The 16,909-nt window shown below is 60.1% G+C and carries 18 protein-coding genes; 16 read left to right on the top strand and 2 right to left on the bottom strand.

The annotated features are described in order from the left end of the window. The first annotated feature begins 398 nt into the window (after positions 1-398). The 12 genes from ACYVKM_RS12160 (at position 399) to ACYVKM_RS12105 (ending at position 13,100) form a co-directional block, all read left to right on the top strand. The gene (locus tag ACYVKM_RS12160) at positions 399-1,028 is read left to right on the top strand and encodes a GntR family transcriptional regulator (RefSeq protein ID WP_460877884.1); all 630 of its coding nucleotides are present in this window, start codon (positions 399-401) and stop codon (positions 1,026-1,028) included. 239 nt (positions 1,029-1,267) lie between these two features. Then, entirely contained in the window at positions 1,268-1,408 is a 141-nt protein-coding gene (locus ACYVKM_RS12155; protein WP_460877883.1) for a benenodin family lasso peptide, read from the top strand. Next, the gene (locus tag ACYVKM_RS12150) at positions 1,408-2,136 is read left to right on the top strand and encodes a lasso peptide biosynthesis B2 protein (RefSeq protein ID WP_460877882.1); all 729 of its coding nucleotides are present in this window, start codon (positions 1,408-1,410) and stop codon (positions 2,134-2,136) included. Before ACYVKM_RS12155 ends, ACYVKM_RS12150 begins: the two co-directional genes overlap by 1 nt. A 689-nt stretch (positions 2,137-2,825) precedes the next feature. Continuing rightward, entirely contained in the window at positions 2,826-3,875 is a 1,050-nt protein-coding gene (locus ACYVKM_RS12145) for a bifunctional nicotinamide-nucleotide adenylyltransferase/Nudix hydroxylase (RefSeq protein ID WP_460877881.1), read from the top strand. Between the two features lie 63 nt (positions 3,876-3,938). Then, the gene (locus tag ACYVKM_RS12140) at positions 3,939-4,100 is read left to right on the top strand and encodes a hypothetical protein (protein WP_460877880.1); all 162 of its coding nucleotides are present in this window, start codon (positions 3,939-3,941) and stop codon (positions 4,098-4,100) included. Positions 4,101-4,116: 16 nt separating this feature from the next. Then, entirely contained in the window at positions 4,117-5,148 is a 1,032-nt protein-coding gene (locus ACYVKM_RS12135) for an SPFH domain-containing protein (protein WP_077443161.1), read from the top strand. A gap of 4 nt (positions 5,149-5,152) precedes the next feature. Continuing rightward, a complete protein-coding gene (locus ACYVKM_RS12130; RefSeq protein WP_460877879.1) occupies positions 5,153-6,091 on the top strand; it encodes a diacylglycerol kinase catalytic domain-containing protein in 939 nt (312 codons plus the stop codon). A gap of 487 nt (positions 6,092-6,578) precedes the next feature. Further along, entirely contained in the window at positions 6,579-6,995 is a 417-nt protein-coding gene (locus tag ACYVKM_RS12125; protein ID WP_460877878.1) for a hypothetical protein, read from the top strand. A gap of 71 nt (positions 6,996-7,066) precedes the next feature. After that, positions 7,067-8,359 (top strand): TolC family protein, encoded by a 1,293-nt coding sequence (locus tag ACYVKM_RS12120; RefSeq protein ID WP_460877877.1) that lies wholly within the window; start codon positions 7,067-7,069, stop codon positions 8,357-8,359. Beyond that, the gene (locus tag ACYVKM_RS12115; protein ID WP_460877876.1) at positions 8,356-9,654 is read left to right on the top strand and encodes an efflux RND transporter periplasmic adaptor subunit; all 1,299 of its coding nucleotides are present in this window, start codon (positions 8,356-8,358) and stop codon (positions 9,652-9,654) included. The genes ACYVKM_RS12120 and ACYVKM_RS12115 overlap by 4 nt, the downstream gene beginning before the upstream one ends. Further along, positions 9,651-12,824, top strand: a complete 3,174-nt coding sequence (locus ACYVKM_RS12110; RefSeq protein WP_460877875.1) for an efflux RND transporter permease subunit — start codon at positions 9,651-9,653, stop codon at positions 12,822-12,824. Before ACYVKM_RS12115 ends, ACYVKM_RS12110 begins: the two co-directional genes overlap by 4 nt. A gap of 3 nt (positions 12,825-12,827) precedes the next feature. Beyond that, on the top strand, positions 12,828-13,100 hold the full coding sequence (locus tag ACYVKM_RS12105; protein ID WP_460877874.1) for a hypothetical protein: 273 nt from the start codon (positions 12,828-12,830) through the stop codon (positions 13,098-13,100). On the opposite strand, the gene ACYVKM_RS12100 is transcribed toward ACYVKM_RS12105, so the two are convergent. Beyond that, positions 13,030-13,203 (bottom strand): SDR family NAD(P)-dependent oxidoreductase, encoded by a 174-nt coding sequence (locus ACYVKM_RS12100; RefSeq protein WP_460877886.1) that lies wholly within the window; start codon positions 13,201-13,203, stop codon positions 13,030-13,032. The two genes, ACYVKM_RS12105 and ACYVKM_RS12100, sit on opposite strands and share 71 nt — an antisense overlap. A 172-nt stretch (positions 13,204-13,375) precedes the next feature. On the opposite strand from ACYVKM_RS12100, the gene ACYVKM_RS12095 reads away from it, so the two are divergent. The 4 genes from ACYVKM_RS12095 to ACYVKM_RS12080 are packed head-to-tail and all read left to right on the top strand — an operon-like array spanning position 13,376 to position 16,094. Then, a complete protein-coding gene (locus ACYVKM_RS12095; RefSeq protein ID WP_460877873.1) occupies positions 13,376-14,338 on the top strand; it encodes a metallophosphoesterase family protein in 963 nt (320 codons plus the stop codon). A gap of 34 nt (positions 14,339-14,372) precedes the next feature. Then, positions 14,373-14,735 carry a cupredoxin domain-containing protein gene (locus ACYVKM_RS12090; protein WP_460877872.1) on the top strand — a complete coding sequence of 121 codons (363 nt, stop codon included), beginning with the start codon at positions 14,373-14,375 and terminating at the stop codon, positions 14,733-14,735. A gap of 31 nt (positions 14,736-14,766) precedes the next feature. Beyond that, the gene (locus tag ACYVKM_RS12085) at positions 14,767-15,333 is read left to right on the top strand and encodes a sigma-70 family RNA polymerase sigma factor (RefSeq protein ID WP_460877871.1); all 567 of its coding nucleotides are present in this window, start codon (positions 14,767-14,769) and stop codon (positions 15,331-15,333) included. A gap of 8 nt (positions 15,334-15,341) precedes the next feature. Beyond that, the gene (locus tag ACYVKM_RS12080; RefSeq protein ID WP_460877870.1) at positions 15,342-16,094 is read left to right on the top strand and encodes an anti-sigma factor family protein; all 753 of its coding nucleotides are present in this window, start codon (positions 15,342-15,344) and stop codon (positions 16,092-16,094) included. A gap of 124 nt (positions 16,095-16,218) precedes the next feature. Here the strand turns inward: ACYVKM_RS12080 and ACYVKM_RS12075 are convergent, their stop codons facing one another. After that, complete coding sequence (locus ACYVKM_RS12075) at positions 16,219-16,884, bottom strand: response regulator transcription factor (protein ID WP_460877869.1); 666 nt, start codon at positions 16,882-16,884, stop codon at positions 16,219-16,221. Between the last annotated feature and the right edge of the window lie 25 nt (positions 16,885-16,909).

Raw genomic sequence — 16,909 nt, 5'->3', positions numbered from 1 at the left:
GCGACATGATCGAAGCAAAGCGGTGCGCATCCAGTCCACAGCACTCGATGCAACTGGGCGTGCCGATATGAATTCGTGGGGGGGATACCTCAGGGACAGGGCCGATTTTTCACCGAACCGCTTCGTAGTGTGCTCCGTATCCCTGTTTGGGACGTATCCGGGAAATCGTCCGCAACTCCTTTTCGCCCTTTCTCCGCCAGTCGGTCGTAATATATTGCGAGTTTCTGTACGGGCGAGCCGCAGCCCGCGTCCCACCGCAAGCAAAAGCGGGACGGGTTCACTTCCCGGCCGCTGAAGAAACGGCCCCCGTTCCCGTCGAAAGTCCGATCCCTTGCGCGACACCCAATCCTTGTACCTCCAACCCAGGAAGCAATTAGCCGCAGACATGGAGTTCAGCTATGGATGCTATCCACTCCAAGAGTGTATTCGTGTACGGACAGGTCAAACGCGCCTTGCGGTCGGGGCGCTACGCACCCGGGCAGCGGATCGATCCGGCTACGCTTGCCGCAGAGTTCCACACCAGTCCCACGCCGGTTCGATTCGCTCTGTACCGTCTGGTCGGCGAAGATCTTGTCACCGATCATGCCCGCAGCGGACTGCATGTTCCGCTGCTCACCGAAGTCGCCATGCGCGACCTCTACGACTGGATGGAACGCCTGCTGCTGATGGCATGCGATATCGGCGCAGCGCTGGCCATGCGGAAGACAGATCAGCTGGAGCTTGCGTCCGCCGACGACGATCAGGTCAAGCTGACGTGGCAACTGTTCGACGCGATCGCCCGCGCGACAGCCCACCGGTCCTTGCGCCATGCCCTGAAGCAGGCCAACGACCGGCTGGCACCAATACGTCGAGCCGAGCAAGGCTTGCTCAAACACAGCGTCGAAGAGCTTTCGGAACTGAAACGGCATTGGCAGACACACGACATGCCGACCCTGAAGTCCGCACTGCGCGACTATCACGAACGCCGAAAGCGACTCGTACCACGCATCGTGGCTTTGCTTAGCGACGGCAGCGACTACCTTCACTAGCAAGCCTCTGGTTTTCCGGTCATCCCGAAGTTGCAAAGCGACGACGAAGCAAGCCGATCGGACTTTTCCTGACGCACATCCGTCGAAGCATTGACGCCGCATCCGGCATGGCGCGACGGCCGTCACGCTCCCGGAATAATCACCGGATGACAACGCAATAATCATTTGAAAATCAAAATTTCCGCCTCCTACGCTGCTCGCGTCATGGGACTGCCATGACATGACCGCAGGAGATCGAGATGAACACGAACGAGAACATCCGCAACGACACATCGGAAGACGTCATCGAGTTGGGCCTCGCCAGCGTGGAGACGAAGGGTACTGGCGCGACAGTCAATGAACCGTTCGGCCACTCAGGCGAAGTCGGAATCTCCGAGTAATGAATGGCGAGGCGCACCGCGAGGTGCGCCTCGCACTTCTTGGACTGGGAGAAACCGAGATGCCCGGCTACAGACTGCATGACGATCTGTCATTCTGCCGCATCGACGGACGCGCGATATTTCTGGATACACGGAATGATCGATATTTCCGCCTTTCAGGCAACTTGGAGCGGACGTTCATCGAGCATATCGAAGGCGCCATCTGTACGCCTGACGATATCGCGCCTCTGGTCGAACGCAACATTATCACTGAGGCTCCACTGTCATCGAACATCAAGAATGACTCAATCAAAATCGCATCCCGCAGTGCATTGGAGTTGTCCCCTCCCTCTGCGCCGTGTGGCATCGGCGCCGCAGTTGAAGTACTTGCAACCGTTTGGTGGACCCAGATCCAACTGAAGACGCGCAGGCTGAAAACAATCCTGGATGACACAATCGACTTTCGCTGCCGGGCAACGGCGCTTGAGCGCGGGAGCACTGAACCGCGCCTGTTGAACGATGCTCTGGTCTTCCTGAAAGCGCGCAAGTTTGTACCTATCGAGACCTGTTGCCTCCTTGACTCACTGTCCATCGTTGCCTTTCTCACGAGGCGACGCCTCCACGCCAACATTGTCTTTGGCGTCACAAGCGACCCGTTTTCCGCGCATTGCTGGGCGCAATCTGGAGACATTGTTCTGAACGACACGATAGGTAACACCCAGGCCTACGCCGTCATTCGGGTGATCTAATGGGCCACGCCTATTTCTTATTGGTACAAGGAAAGGACGGATCGCAAGACCCAGGTCCGGCAGACCTGAGCGCGACGTTGCAGGTCGCGGGCATGCATCTTCGGGCAACCTTCGGTGCCGTCAGTGTCTTCGCGTCGAGCGAAACACCAACACTCCAACTATCCGAAGGTGGACTCATCGTGGGTAACTTGTACTCCCACAGTGGAGAGCTTGTGCGAGGTGACAGCCAACTCTGTGGGGGAGCTGAAATCCGAAAACCGCACCCGTAACAGAATCAATAGATTAGCCGACACCAATGAAAAATATGTTGAAAACCTCGGCTGCGAAAACTTGAAAATGCGCCAAGAAGAAGGGGGGAGAGGCGCAGAAGCAAGCTAGATCCTGGCTGCGGATTCCGGCGATGGCTGACAACCCTTGCGGGCTCGATGACGCCCGGCAAGCTCGAAAGGTAGAGGTCGAACCATAGCGGACCATTGACGTCCCAAGGCATTTTACAGCTGAGGCAATTTACGCAACAGCCTGTTGCACAATTGGGCAGCGGGCCGCTGCCCAATTGGCGCACACTCGATCAGCCAGGTCTTGGCACCTCTGCAACGATTTCATGTCAGTTGACCGCAGCAAGGATTGGCGTAGCATGTGCCTCACTTCTCGGGACAGACCCGAGAATCTATTCACCGTGAGGGAGCCTCATGGATTTTGAGTATCTGGTCTTCATCGGCCGTTTTGAGCCCTTCCACATCGGCCACGCGGCCGTCGCGCGCCATGCGCTGGGCCACGCGAAGAAGCTCATTTTCCTGGTTGGTTCTGCCGACACCCCCCGTTCGCTGCGCAATCCTTGGACCGTCGCCGAACGTGCGGTGATGATTTGCGCTGCGCTGGAAGACGTGTCCGAACGGCTGATCGTCCTGCCGTTGCGCGATCACCTCTACAACGAAGCTCATTGGATCGCCGCCGTACAACGAGCCGTCGCGGAAGCCATCAAAGGTGATGGCAGGGCACCGGATGCACGCGTAGGGATGATTGGCCGGGAGAAAGACGCCAGCAGTTACTACCTGCAGGAATTCCCGCAGTGGCCTCTGGTGCATCTCCCCCATACCGAAACGCTTTCTGCGACGGAGCTTCGTCGCTACCTGTTCGAGGCCGCGGACGAGGCGGGTCGCGGCGCGTTGCGCATGCTGCAAGCCAACGTGCCGGCGCCCGTCTTCGAGATGCTAGAAGCCTTCCGCAAGAATGCTGCCGTGTATGGGCAGCTGGTTGCGGAGCACCGCTTTATCCAGAACTATCGAGCCGCCTGGTCGACCGCTCCCTATCCCCCGACGTTCGTCACCACCGATGCCGTCGTGGTGCACTCGGGCCATGTTCTTCTGGTTCGCCGTCGTGCGGAGCCAGGCAAGGGACTTTGGGCATTGCCCGGCGGCTTCGTTGGCCAGGATGAGTCGATCCTGGCTTCCTGCCTACGTGAGCTGCGCGAAGAGACGCGCCTCAAGCTTCCGCTGCCGGTACTCAAAGGGTCGATCAAGGGCCAGCACGTCTTCGATCACCCGGAGCGGTCACAGCGCGGGCGCACCATCACCCACGCCTACCACTTCGACTTCCCGGCCGGTGAGTTGCCGGCGGTGAAAGGTGGCGACGATGCCGACAAGGCGCACTGGTTTCCGGTGAGCGAAGCACTGGAGATGGGTCCCCAGCTGTTCGAGGATCATCTGGCCATATTGGAGTTTTTCCTGGGACGAGGTTGAACCCTTGCCCCTCCCGCCGGCGGATAGACCGCTGGTTTCCCACGACGCGAAGGAGCTTCCGTCATGCAATCACTCAAGTTAGCGATACCCACCAATAGCCAAGCCATCGAGGACATGAAGCGACCCACGGTTAGGGAGCACGCCATGGACACGGTGTGGGAGAACGGAACACGCATTCGCGCTCGGGCCTTCGCCAAGGTTCGCACGCGCAACCAGTTCATCTAACCAGGGGGATACGATCATGCTCGGTTATCGTTACGTCAAAGCCAGTCCCAGCACCTACGTCATCCAGTACAAGAACGGTAAAGCGGTGCGCGAAGGCACCGGCCTCACGTTCTGGTACTTCGCGCCCAGCGCCACGCTGGTCTCGATCCCGCTGGAGAGCGTCGATGCTCCCTTCATGTTCCAGGAAGTCAGCAGTGACTTTCAGGTCGTGACCGTGCAGGGGCAGGTCACCTATCGCGTGTCCGCTCCGACCACGCTCGCCAGCCTCATGAACTTCACGCTCAAGCCCGATGGCACCTATGCGTCGGAAGACCGAACAAAGTTACCGCAGCGAGTGGTCAACGCCGTGCAGGTGCAGTTGCGTTCGGTGCTGCAGGGTCAAACGCTTCAGGAGCTGCTGCGCGGTTCCGATCACTTGGTCCAGGTCGTGCGCCAGGGCCTGCAGCGTGCCGATGGCCTCTCCAGCCTCGGACTCGAACTGGTCAATCTGTCGGTCCTTGCGGTAAAGCCCAATCCCGAGACGGCGCGTGCGCTTGAGGCCCAGGTCCGAGAGCAGATCCTGAAACAAGCTGATGATGCGACTTACGTCCGCCGGAATGCCGCGATCGAGCAGGAGCGTGCGGTCAAGGAAAACGAGCTCAATACCGAGATCGCGGTGGAAACCAAGAAGCGCCAGATTCGCGAAACACAGTTGGAAGCCGAGCAAGCCGTGCTGGCCAAGCGCCAGGCGATCCAGGATCAGGAGTTGGCCGGCCGCATCGCGCTGGAAGACAAGAACAAGAGCTTGACCTCCTTGCGCGCCGCAAACGCGCAGACCGAAGCCGATGCCAAGGCCTACGCGGTGGCGGCCACCATGAAGGCCGTCCAGGGTATTGACCCGAAGGTGCTGCAGGCTCTGATGGTCGGACAGGCCGACCCCAGCGTGCTGATTGCGCAGGCCTTCCAGGGGTTGGCTGAAGGTGCCGGACGGATTGGCGAACTCAACATCTCGCCGGATCTGTTGCAGCAGCTGACGCAACCGCGAGCCAAGTTACCGGCCAAGGCCTGACGCCATGGATGCGCTGAACCAGCGAATCGTGCTGGTGACTCGCAAGACGCGGCTGGAGGAGTTGATCGTGCGCTTCAACACGATCGAACAGGCGCGCTTCTACGTCGAGCATCTGGGTGCGGACTTTTCGGACTATGAGGCGGAGCATCACGTCTATCTAGGCGCGGTGCAGGCGGCTGAGGCGACTCTGGGTCGCTTCGGTCGCGTTCAGCGACTGGATCGAGGCTTCTTATCCAACTACCTCTTCGCGCCCGATGCCTTGGTCGTGGTGCTGGGACAGGACGGCTTGGTCGCGAACACGCTCAAGTATCTCAAGAGTGCGCAGCCGGTCATAGGGGTCAATCCGGACCCCGCTCGATGGGACGGGGTTCTCCTTCCCTTCGAGGTTGAAGATCTGTCGGCTATAGCGAAGGAGGCTATTGCCGGGACGCGGTCGCTGAATCGCGTCACGATGGCGCGAGCGAGCCTGAGTGATGGGCAGGAGCTTTATGCGGTTAATGACCTTTTCATCGGTCCGCGCTCGCATGTATCTGCGCGCTATCAGATCCAACAAGGGGGTCGATCCGAGACGCATTCATCCAGTGGAATCATCGTGTCTACGGGGTTGGGCTCAACGGGATGGTTTCAGAGCCTGTTGGCCGGTGCGGCCGGCGTTGCTGGGCACGCACTCGCGGGGCCGGCACAGGCCATGCGAGAACATGGGTTTGCTTGGGACGCCGACCATCTGCAGTTCACGGTGCGCGAACCTTTCCCCAGTCGCACGACACAAGTCGAGTTGGTTTTCGGGCAAGTGACTCATAAGGAGCCGCTACAACTCGTCTCGCAGATGGCAGGTTACGGCGTGATCTTCAGTGATGGGATCGAAGCTGATTTCCTGGAGTTCAATGCCGGGATGACGGCGATCATCAGCGTGGCGGAAAGGTACGGGCAACTGGTGAACTGATAGTTCCCACATGAGATGTAGATATCCACAATCCGTTGGCGCTTCCCGAAGATACTGAAGGCGATGTACCAATTGCGTATTGCCACCGAACTGTCCGTCCATTGCCATCACAGCTGACAAGTCTAGGCAAATGAACTGACCAGCTTCACCAGTCATCTGCCCAGTGGGCTGTTCGCTGTCGGAAGCGGTCAGATGTTCGCTGTCGTGATGAAGTGGCGCAGAGTGTTACGGACTCACTGCAACAACGACCTTTGCTGTGTATACCGGGATGCTGCGTGTACCGTGCGTATTCTGCTCAAACCCACCATCCGTTGCGGTCGCAAACGCACCAGCTCCAGTGCTTCTAAAGCGACCGCCTGTAATGCTTCAAACCCGCCACGGACTACTTTGCATATTTATGGCGTTGCACACTTGAAGAGCTAGTCGATCCTGAACCCTCTGCCTGCTTGACTGGACCCACCTCCAGGTGGGTTAGAATGGCGCCGCCATGCGCAAGCGCTTTCACATCAGCCATCGTCGCCGTGTCCTATGGACGGGGATCGTGCTGTTTTGCCTGCTGTTTCAGCAGATGGCCATGGCGGCCTACGCCTGTACGTTGCCCGCGGCACCTGCCAACGTCGTCATGACAGGTGATTGTGCGGGCATGGGTAAGAGCTCTACGACGAACGCGCCGACCACGCATCACGTAAGTGCGGATCCGCGCTGCGCCGAACACTGCGCCGGCAATGCCGTGTCAGCACATGATGCAAGCCTGCCGACGGTGCCGCCGCTCCTGCTCGCATCCGTATCACCCACGTTGCTCGGAACCATTGCGCAAGCGCCTCATCAGGTCGCCTTGCCGAACATGGCTCTGCATCGCCCGGAGCCACCGCCCACGTTGCGGTTCTGCGCCCTATTGATTTAGCCCTCGATTGCTAGCCCTTCGGTGGCCATGCCTGTGTGCGTGGCCCGTTCGGTTTGTCATCGGAGCTTGCCATGTTTTCCCATCAAATCTGGATGCGTGCCTTCTCGGCACGCTCCTGGCTGTGCTCTTTATGGGCCGCCATGTTTCTCTTTGCTTCCCCCGCTTGGGCGGATGACCCTGCAGCTGCGCTGACACTGGACGCCGCGACACAGCGGGCCATGGCGCAAGCGCCCCTGATGGAAGCACGCCGTGCCCAGCAGGATGCCGCCCGTGAAGAAGCCGGGCGCGCCGGCGCGCTGCCGGATCCCCAACTCACTGTTGGCATCGACAATCTGGACGTCCAGGGACCAGGAGCATTTACGGCCGGCGGCGACACCATGACCATGCGCACGGTCGGACTTACCCAGGTGCTCCCGTCGCGGGCCAAACGGCAGGCCCAGCGTGACACCGCCGACGCCGACGTTGAGCAAGCCGCGTCAACCACGGTGATGACCCGCCTGGCCATTGAGCAGCAAGTGGCTGCGGCCTGGATCACCGCGTGGGGTGCTCACCATGAAGTCCAGATGCTGCAGGCCATGCAGCGCGAGTGGGCGGTGGACGTCGCGGTGGCCAAAGCGCGATTGCGGGGCGGTACTGGCTCCGCGGCCGACGTGCTGGCGATGCGTATGGAAACGCTCGATCTGGAGAACCGTATTGATGACGGGACCTCACGCGAAGCTCAGGCGCGCGCGGCATTGGGGCGATGGCTTGGTCGTCCGGTCAACGAACCGCTCGCCGATGCACCGGACTTCACGGTGCTACCCCATGACGAAGCCGCCCTGCTGGCGAGCCTGGATCAGCAAGGCAACCTCCTGGATTGGCCAGCACGCGAACACGCCGCCGAAGCCGCGCTGGCTTTGGCTCAGGCCGCGAAGCATCCCGAGTGGAGCGTCGGATTGACTTACGGCTCCCGTGTTCAAGGATTGTCCGACATGGTGTCGTTGCAGGTCGGCGTGAGCTTGCCGTTGTTCACTCGCAATCGGCAGGACCGTGGTATCAGCGCACGCACCGCCGATCTCGATGCCGTCCGTGCGGAACACGATGATGCACGCCGGCAACAAGCCGAAGCCGTGCAAGCGGCTTGGGCGCAATGGGACGCGCTAGGACGGCAAGTGCGTCGGCACCTCGATGAACTGCTGCCGCAAGCTAATGATCGCGCCGCGCTGGCTTTGGCGACCTATCGCGGCGGTGGCGACATCCAGCCCTTGCTGGAAGCTCGTCGCGACGAAATCACTCACCACACCGACTTTGCCCAGATGCTCGCCGATTACGGCCGTGCCTGGGCCGCCTTGACCTACCTGCTGCCCGAAGGGGATACCCCATGAAACGTACCCTGTTGACCCCCTTGATTGTTGCGGTACTGCTCGTTGCCTCGATCGCTGCTTACTGGGCAGGTCGCCACGATGGCGGTCCGGCGGGATCCTCTGCCGATCATCCGGCCACCGCCGGATCGCCGGCACCGGCTACCCGTGCCAAGGTGCTGTACTGGTACGACCCGATGGTGCCCACACAGCATTCCGACAAACCGGGGATGTCGTCGATGGGCATGCAGATGGTGCCCAAATACGCCGATGTCGGCGCCGACACGAACACCCTCCACATCGATCCGACGACCGTGCAAAACCTTGGCGTACGCACAGCACCCGTCGAGCGCCGCGTGCTGGCCGCAACGGTACAAGTGCCCGGCACGATCAGCTGGGATCTTCGCCAAGCCGTGATCGTCAGCGCCCGCGTGGACGCGGTGGTGAGCAAGCTGTACGTACGCGCCCCGTATACGACGATCACCGCGGGTGCTCCGCTGGCGGATTTGCTCGCTCCGCAGTGGAGCAGCGCCGTGGCCGAATCCCAGGCCTTGCAGCATGTCCAATCGGCGGAGGCCAAAGCGTTGCGCGGCGCAGCGCAACAACGTCTCAGCGTACTTGGTCTGTCGTCGACCGACGCCCGTACGATAGGGAGCGGCGGCCAGGTCACGCTGCATGCGCCGCAGACCGGCGTGATCAGCACGCTGGATGTACGTGAGGGACAACGCGTCAGTGCCGGACAAACGCTGATGACGATCAACGGGCTGTCCACGGTGTGGGTCGAGGCAGCCTTACCGCAGGCCGTGGCTGGCATCGTGCATGCAGATACTCCGGTCACCGTCCGCGTCGATGCGTTGCCGGGGCAGGTCTTCCGCGGCCGCGTGGAAACGTTGCTCCCCGATATCGACATGACCACCCGTACGCAGCGCGCACGCATCGTGCTTGCGAACCCGGATGGCGCATTGAGTCCCGGCATGTTCGCCACCGTGCAGCTCGACCCGACGCCGGGCAACGCTGTGCCGGTCGTGCCCGACGATGCGTTGATTGCTACCGGCGATCACACGCGGGTGATCCTCACCGAAGACGGCGGACATTTTCGTGCCGTCGCGGTACGCGCGGGACGTGCGGCCGGCGGCTATACCGAAATTCTCGATGGCCTCACGGGTGGCGAGAAGGTCGTGGTGTCAGGTCAGTTCCTGATCGATTCGGAAGCCAGCCTTTCGGGGGCGCTGGAGCGCTTGAATGACCCTACGGCGAAACCGGCACCCGCGGCTAGTGCGCCGATGTCGGGTATGCCCATGCCGGGAGAGCACCCATGATTGCCGCTCTCATTCGTGCGGCCATCGCACACCGCGTGTTCGTGCTGCTGGCTGCATTGGCGCTGGCGCTGGCCGGTGCATTCGCCGCCATGCACACCCCGATCGATGCGCTGCCCGACCTGTCCGACACGCAGGTGATCATCCGTACCAGCTACCCGGGACAGTCGCCCCAGGTGGTCGAGGATCAGGTCACCTATCCGCTGGCCACCACCATGCTGTCGGTGCCCGGTGCGACGACCGTGCGCGCCTTTTCGTTCTTCGGTGACTCCTACGTCGACGTGCTTTTCGACGACAGCACCGACCTGTATTGGGCGCGCTCGCGTGTGCTGGAGTATTTGAGTCAGGTGCGCGACCGCCTGCCGACAGGTGTCACCCCAGCATTGGGCCCGGATGCCACAGGACTGGGCTGGATCTACGAATACGCCCTGGTCGATCGCACCGGCCAACACGATCTCGGCCAGCTGCGTGCGTTGCAGGACTGGTTCCTGCGCTATCAGCTCAAGACGGTGCCGAACGTCGCCGAAGTGGCCACCTTGGGTGGAATGGAACGGGCATGGCAGATCGTGCCCGATCCGCAGGCGTTGGCAGCACGCGGCATCACTGTGGCGCAGTTGGTGGAAGCGATCCGCTCGGCCAATGGCGCCAACGGTGGTTCGGTGATCGAGCAAGGCGAAGCCGAGTTCATGGTGCGCAGCGAAGGCTATCTGAAGAGCCGGACGGACTTCGAAACCGTACCGATTACCGCCAACGCGGGTGGCGTGCCCGTCCTGCTGCGTGACGTAGCGACGGTACGACGCGGCCCGACGTTTCGCCGTGGCCTCGCCGAGCTGGACGGACAGGGCGAGGTGGTGGGCGGCATCATCGTGATGCGCTCGGGAAAGAACGCGAAGACCACCATCGCGGCGGTCAAGGCACGACTGGCTGTGCTTCAGCGTAGTCTGCCGGCCGGCGTCGAGATTGTGCCCACCTACGATCGGTCGCGGCTGATCGATGCCGCCGTGGAAAACCTGTGGGGCAAATTGCTGGAAGAGTTCCTGATTGTCGCCCTGGTCTGTGCGTTATTCCTCGGTCATTTGCGTTCCGCACTGGTGGCCGTGATCACACTGCCGCTGGGCGTGCTGACAGCCTTCATCGTGATGAACCTGCAAGGGGTGTCGGCGAATCTGATGTCGCTCGGTGGCATCGCGATCGCGATCGGCGCGATGGTCGATGCGGCCATCGTGATGATTGAGAACACGCACAAGCATCTTGAACATTGGCGCGAAGCGAACGACGGACGTGAACCACAGGGTGCGGAACGATGGTCGCTGATCGCCGCCGCCGCCGCCGAAGTGGGGCCCGCGTTGTTCGTGAGCTTGTTGATCATCGCGCTGTCGTTTGTGCCGGTGTTTGCGCTGGAAGGTCAGGAGGGCAAGCTGTTCAAACCGCTGGCCTTCACCAAGACCTACGCCATGGCGGCCGCTGCCGGCCTCGCCGTGACCCTGGTACCGGTGCTGATGGGCTATCTGGTCCGCGGGCGCATCCGCGCCGAGCGCGATAACCCCATCAACCGCGGGCTGATCCGTGGCTATCGGCCCATCCTCGAAGCGGTCTTGCGTTACCCGAAGGCGACGCTGGTATTGGCCGGCATCCTATTACTCAGCGCGATCATCCCCTATGGCCATCTGGGCAGCGAGTTTATGCCAGCGATGGATGAGGGCACGCTGCTGTATATGCCCACCGCGTTGCCCGGTTTATCCGCCGGCAAGGCGTCGCAGCTGCTGCAGCTTACCGACCGCATGATCAAGACCGTACCCGAAGTCGATCACGTGTTTGGCAAGGCTGGACGCGCGGAGACGGCCACCGATCCGGCGCCGCTGGAAATGTTCGAAACCATGATCACCTTCAAGCCGAAGGAGCAGTGGCGGCCCGGCATGACGATGGACAAGATCAAGGCGGAATTGGACAAGGCCGTACGGGTGCCGGGACTGACGAACCTGTTCGTGCCGCCGATCCGCAACCGCATCGACATGCTGGCCACCGGCATCAAGAGTCCGATCGGCATCAAAGTGCTCGGACCCGATCCCTCCACCTTGGAGACGGTGGCCGATCAGATTGAAGCCGTCGCCAAGAAGGTGCCCGGGGTCAGCTCGGCCATTGCCGAACGGGCTGAGGGCGGCCGCTACGTCGATGTGCATATTCGCCCCGATGACGCGGCTCGTTATGGTTTAACCCAACAGCAGGTGCAAGAGCTGATCGCGACGGTCGTGGGCGGCGATCCGATCGGGCAAACCGTCGAGGGGCGCGAGCGCTATCCGATCGTCGTTCGCTATCCGCGCGTCGAGCGCGATTCGGTGGCAGCCTTGCGGCAATTGCCGATCGTCGCTGCCAACGGTGCGCAACTGGCGCTAGGCCAGATCGCTGACATCACTCTGGATATGGGGCCGCCGATGCTGAAGAGCGAGAACGGCCAGCTGGCCACCTACGTCTATGTCGATACTGGCGGACGCGATCTCGGTGCGGTGGTTGCCGACCTACAACATGTCGTAGCGCAGCAGGTGAAGCTGCCACCCGGTATCACCGTGGCCTGGTCAGGTCAGTTTGAATATCTAGCGAGTGCCATGCAACGCCTCAAGCTCGTGGTGCCGATCGCGCTGGTCATCATCTTCGGGCTGATCTATGCCGTATTTCGTCGTGCCAGTGAAGCGGCGATGATCATGGCCAGTGTGCCGCTGGCGCTGGTCGGCGGCCTATGGCTGATCTGGCTGCTCGGTCAGGCCGTGTCGGTGGCCACGATCATTGGCTTCATTGCGCTGGCCGGTGTTGCCGCCGAGTTCGGTGTGGTGATGCTGCTGTATCTGGAACACGCCTGGAAGCATCAACTCGCGCTCGACCCGAACGCGGGACCCGCTGCACTGGACGAAGCGATTCGGGAAGGCGCGGTACAGCGCGTGCGGCCCAAGGCGATGACGGTCGCGGTGATCCTTGCCGGCCTCTTCCCGATTCTTCTGGGCCACGGCGCGGGCTCCGAAGTCATGCAACGCATCGCCGCTCCAATGATCGGCGGCATGGTCACCGCGCCACTGTTATCCATGCTCGTCATCCCCGCAGCGTTTCATCTCCTGGTCCTGCATCGGTTGCGCAAGGCAAGCGAAACAAACGTTGCACTCACCCCCCCACCAAGGAATTAGCCCATGAAAAAACACATTCTCGTCTTCGCACTCGTTGGCACACTGGTTGCCGCGCCCGGCTTCGCCACGGCACAAACGATGGACCCGAACATGCCTGGCATGGGCGGCATGCATCACGACACCAAACCAGCCGACGCGCAAGGCACCGGCATTATCAAAGCCATCGACGCAGGCAAAGGCACTATCACGCTGCAACACGAGGCGATCACCTCGATCGACTGTGACTGCTGCGCTGCTTGCGCATCACGGGCAACGCGGCGCGCAACACATGCATGACGCCCCAGAGATTCGTCGCGAACCGCTGCTGGATGTCAGCCATCTGCAGTTCTTCGAAATTACCGAGCAAGCTGTAGCCGGCGTTGTTGACAAGCCCAACGATGCGACCGAAACACGCAACCGTTGCTCCGGCGAGCTTCGCCCCAGCTACGGGAATGCTAAACGGGGAAGTTCAGGTATGCATTCGAGCTTCATGATCCAAGACGATAAGTGTCGGGAATAAAAGTCTGACCTGGGTGATTTAGTACTTGAGTCCCCCACCAGGTAAGGCCGTCATGAGCGAGTTTGATCACAACGATTCTGGGCACGATGCGAGTCGGCGAAAGGCGCTGGGCTGTTTGGCAGCCTGGACGGGAGCTGCGGTTCTGTGGAACGTCACAGGCGGCATCCCTCGGGCTTTAGGGATGACATCCGATGGCACCCTCCAGTCCGCACCTGCCAATTCCCTGACCTTTGTACAGATTAGCGATACACACCTCGGCTTTAACAAGCAAGCCAACCCTGACGTCGTCGGCAGCTTGCGGCGCGCCATAGGGGACATCAATGCCTTGTCGCAACGCCCAGCCTTTGTTGTGCACACCGGTGACATAAGTCATCTATCTCGTGCGGAGCAGTTCGGCCAGGCACGCGAGATATTTAAAGAAATTCACGTCGACCGCATACATACCGTTCCTGGAGAACACGATGCGATCGATGATGGAGTAAATGGCTATCTAAAGTTCTTCGACACAGACGGACATGGTCGCGCCTGGTACAGCTACAACCAAGGCGGCGTGCACTTCATCGGCCTGAACAATGTCCAGAACTTCAAGGTGGGCACGATGGCCGCGTTGGGTGATGAGCAGCTGGCGTGGCTGAAAGCCGATCTCGCCAATGTTTCGCATTCCACGCCAGTCGTGGTCTTTGCACATATTCCGATGTGGACCATCTGGGCTCCTTGGGGCTGGGGCACATCCGATGCCGGGACAGCACTTGCCCTGCTGCGTCCATTTGGTTCGGTGACCGTGCTCAACGGCCACATTCACCAAGTGATGCAGAAAGTGGAAGGCCATGTCGCGCTGCATACCGCAGCGTCGCTTGCCTATCCGTTACCCACTCCTGGGCAGGCCGGATTTGGCGAGCCGAGTCCAATGACCGTACCTCCTGGGGAGCTGGGCAAACTACTGGGCACGCGCCAAGTGTCGGTTGTTCGCGGGCAACAACGTCTTGCGCTCATCGACACCCCGCTCGACCACTGACCGCATAACACGTCACCAAATCAACGAGACAATCATGACAAAAACCAGAATTCTGCCGAACATACGGCGATACGGCATGTGGTGCATGACAGCTGGGCTGTTGTCACTCATCGTTATGTTTCCGGTTCAGGCGTCGACGCCAACACAGGCGGTCGATATCACCAAAATGGCTTTCAATCCCGGCGTTCTAACGGTGAAGCCAGGCACCAAGGTGACATGGACCAACCGTGATCAAGTTCCTCATACTGTGACAAGCAAAGACAAGGGTGGAGTGCTCTCGTCCCAAGGCCTCGATACCGGTGACAGCTATTCCTACACATTCACTCACCCGGGTGACTACGCCTACTTTTGCACCGTTCATCCATTCATGATGGGAGTGGTGCATGTCCGCAAGTAGTCTCGTGGTGCTGCGCGCAAGGCAGTGAGCCATGGCCACCCCGAACCAACAAAGCGTTATTGGCGACTTGGCGGTTAGTCATCTCGATGCCGCCTACAATCTTGCGCGCTGGCTTCTCGGCAATGAAGCCGATGCCACCGACGCCGTGCAAGATGCTTTTGTACGCGCGCTGCGCTCCGCAGATACGTTTGTAGGTGGTAACGCCAAGGCGTGGTGGCTCACCATCGTACGTAACTGTTGCCTCGCTCGCCTAAAGGTTCGACGTCGCGATCTCCGCCTTGTAGACATCGATCAGGTGACAGCGGATCACGGAGACGGCGCCGAACTTCGTCTGTTGCAGCAAACCGATACGAATGATGTCGAGAGTCGAGCATCTTCCGCGCAAGAGAGCTTGAGTCTTCGAAAGCATTTGCGGAGATTGCCGAGCGAGTTTCGTGAGGTCTTGATATTGCGCGAAATTGAGGAGCTTTCTTACCGTGAAATTTCTGACGCGCTACATATACCCATCGGCACGGTCATGTCTCGACTGGCAAGAGGGCGCGAGAAGCTCATGAAGGCCATCACCGTGAGCGACGGATGTAACGGAGGTCGAGTATGAGCTGTGATATGAGCCACAGTCTTCTTCCGCTGTATTTCGATGGGGAATTGGACCCAGTCACGAGTCGTGAGTTCGAGTTGCACCTCGACACGTGCCGGGAATGCCAGGTGGTTTTGCACGGACTTGATACAGTGAGAACACAGATGCGTGATAGCGCCACTCGCTTCAATGCGCCCAACGCGCTACGCGAAAAAATACGCGACAACCTTGTGTCTGCTTCCAAGCCGATACACCGGGGAGCAGCCATGCGTACGTGGATGGCAGTCGCCGCATCGTGGTTGATCGTCTTTCTCGTCGGGGGCGGTATGGGCAGCCTATGGCATCAGCACGAAGGGAAGATGCAGGCACAGAACCAGTTCGCCCGGGACCTGTTCGCCAGCCACTGGCGCGCTTTGGCGGCCACATCGCCGGTGGATGTTGTCTCTACGGATCGCCACACAGTCAAACCATGGTTTGAAGGAAAGATTCCGGCGTCTCCCACCGTCAACGACTTTGCGTCACAAGGCTTTCCCTTAGTCGGGGGTCGTATCGACTATGTGGGTGATACACGTATACCGACCTTGGTTTATCGGCACGGCAAGCACCTCATTGATGTTTTTGTTTTTTCGCAGCAACTACCGGCAGACATGCAAGGCGAAACGCGGGTGCAAGGCTATGAAATTCGAACCGCGGAGATCAATGGCGAGTATGCCGCGGTCGTAACGGACATGGACGACACAGAATTTGGCAAATTCATGCAATTGCTTGCAAGCAAGCCTTAGCTACTTGGATGTCGAAGTAGGCGTAATCGGAGTCGGGTACGATGGCGTTTGCATCAGTGATGTACCCACCAAACTTTCCAACTCTTTCCCGGTTCGAACTCGGGGTCATGTTGGGCAACCTTCTTTAGGAACTTCTTGGCGACCGCTCGAGCATAGGAATGGCTGCTATGGGCTCGGGACTGAGCCTTTCCACCATCCTGACGAGAGTTGCAAAGGAGTCGGCCCTCATCTTTCGCATGATGTGCCCGCGGTGAATTTGAATCGTGTACTCGGTAACTTCGAGTTTTGCGGCAGCCTGTTTGTTCAGTAGGCCGCTGACTAGTAGCGGTAGAACCTCTTGCTCACGCGGTGTAAGCGAACGGTAGCGTCCGAGAAGATCGGCTTGTTCGAGCGTCTTGCGTCTGGCATCCCTTCCTTTTTCCACGGCCTGCTCTACGGCCACCAGAAATACTCCACCGTCAAACGGCTTGGCAAAGAAATCACTCGCACCTTCCTTTATGGCGTTTACCGCCAGTGGAATGTCTCCGTGCGCGGTGATGAAAATGATGGGTATCTCGCATCGTTCGACCTTGAGCTGCGCTTGCAGCTCAAGGCCCGACATGCCTGGCATGCCAATGTCGGCGATCAGACACGACGCTTGGAGCCGCGCTCCGGAATCCAAAAACTGCTCCGCCGAGTCGAAGCAGAGCGTGGACATTCCCTCCGATTCGATGAGGTCCTGCAGTGCACTTTGAACTGACTTGTCATCATCGAGGATTGCAAGAAGGCTTGGCTCTGGCGCGGTATTCATGAGCCCACGCTAGGCCCTTCGACAA

This window comes from Rhodanobacter koreensis, assembly GCF_054782855.1.
The sequence above is the reverse complement of the archived record's forward strand: the minus strand, read 5'-3'. Positions and strand labels throughout refer to the sequence as shown.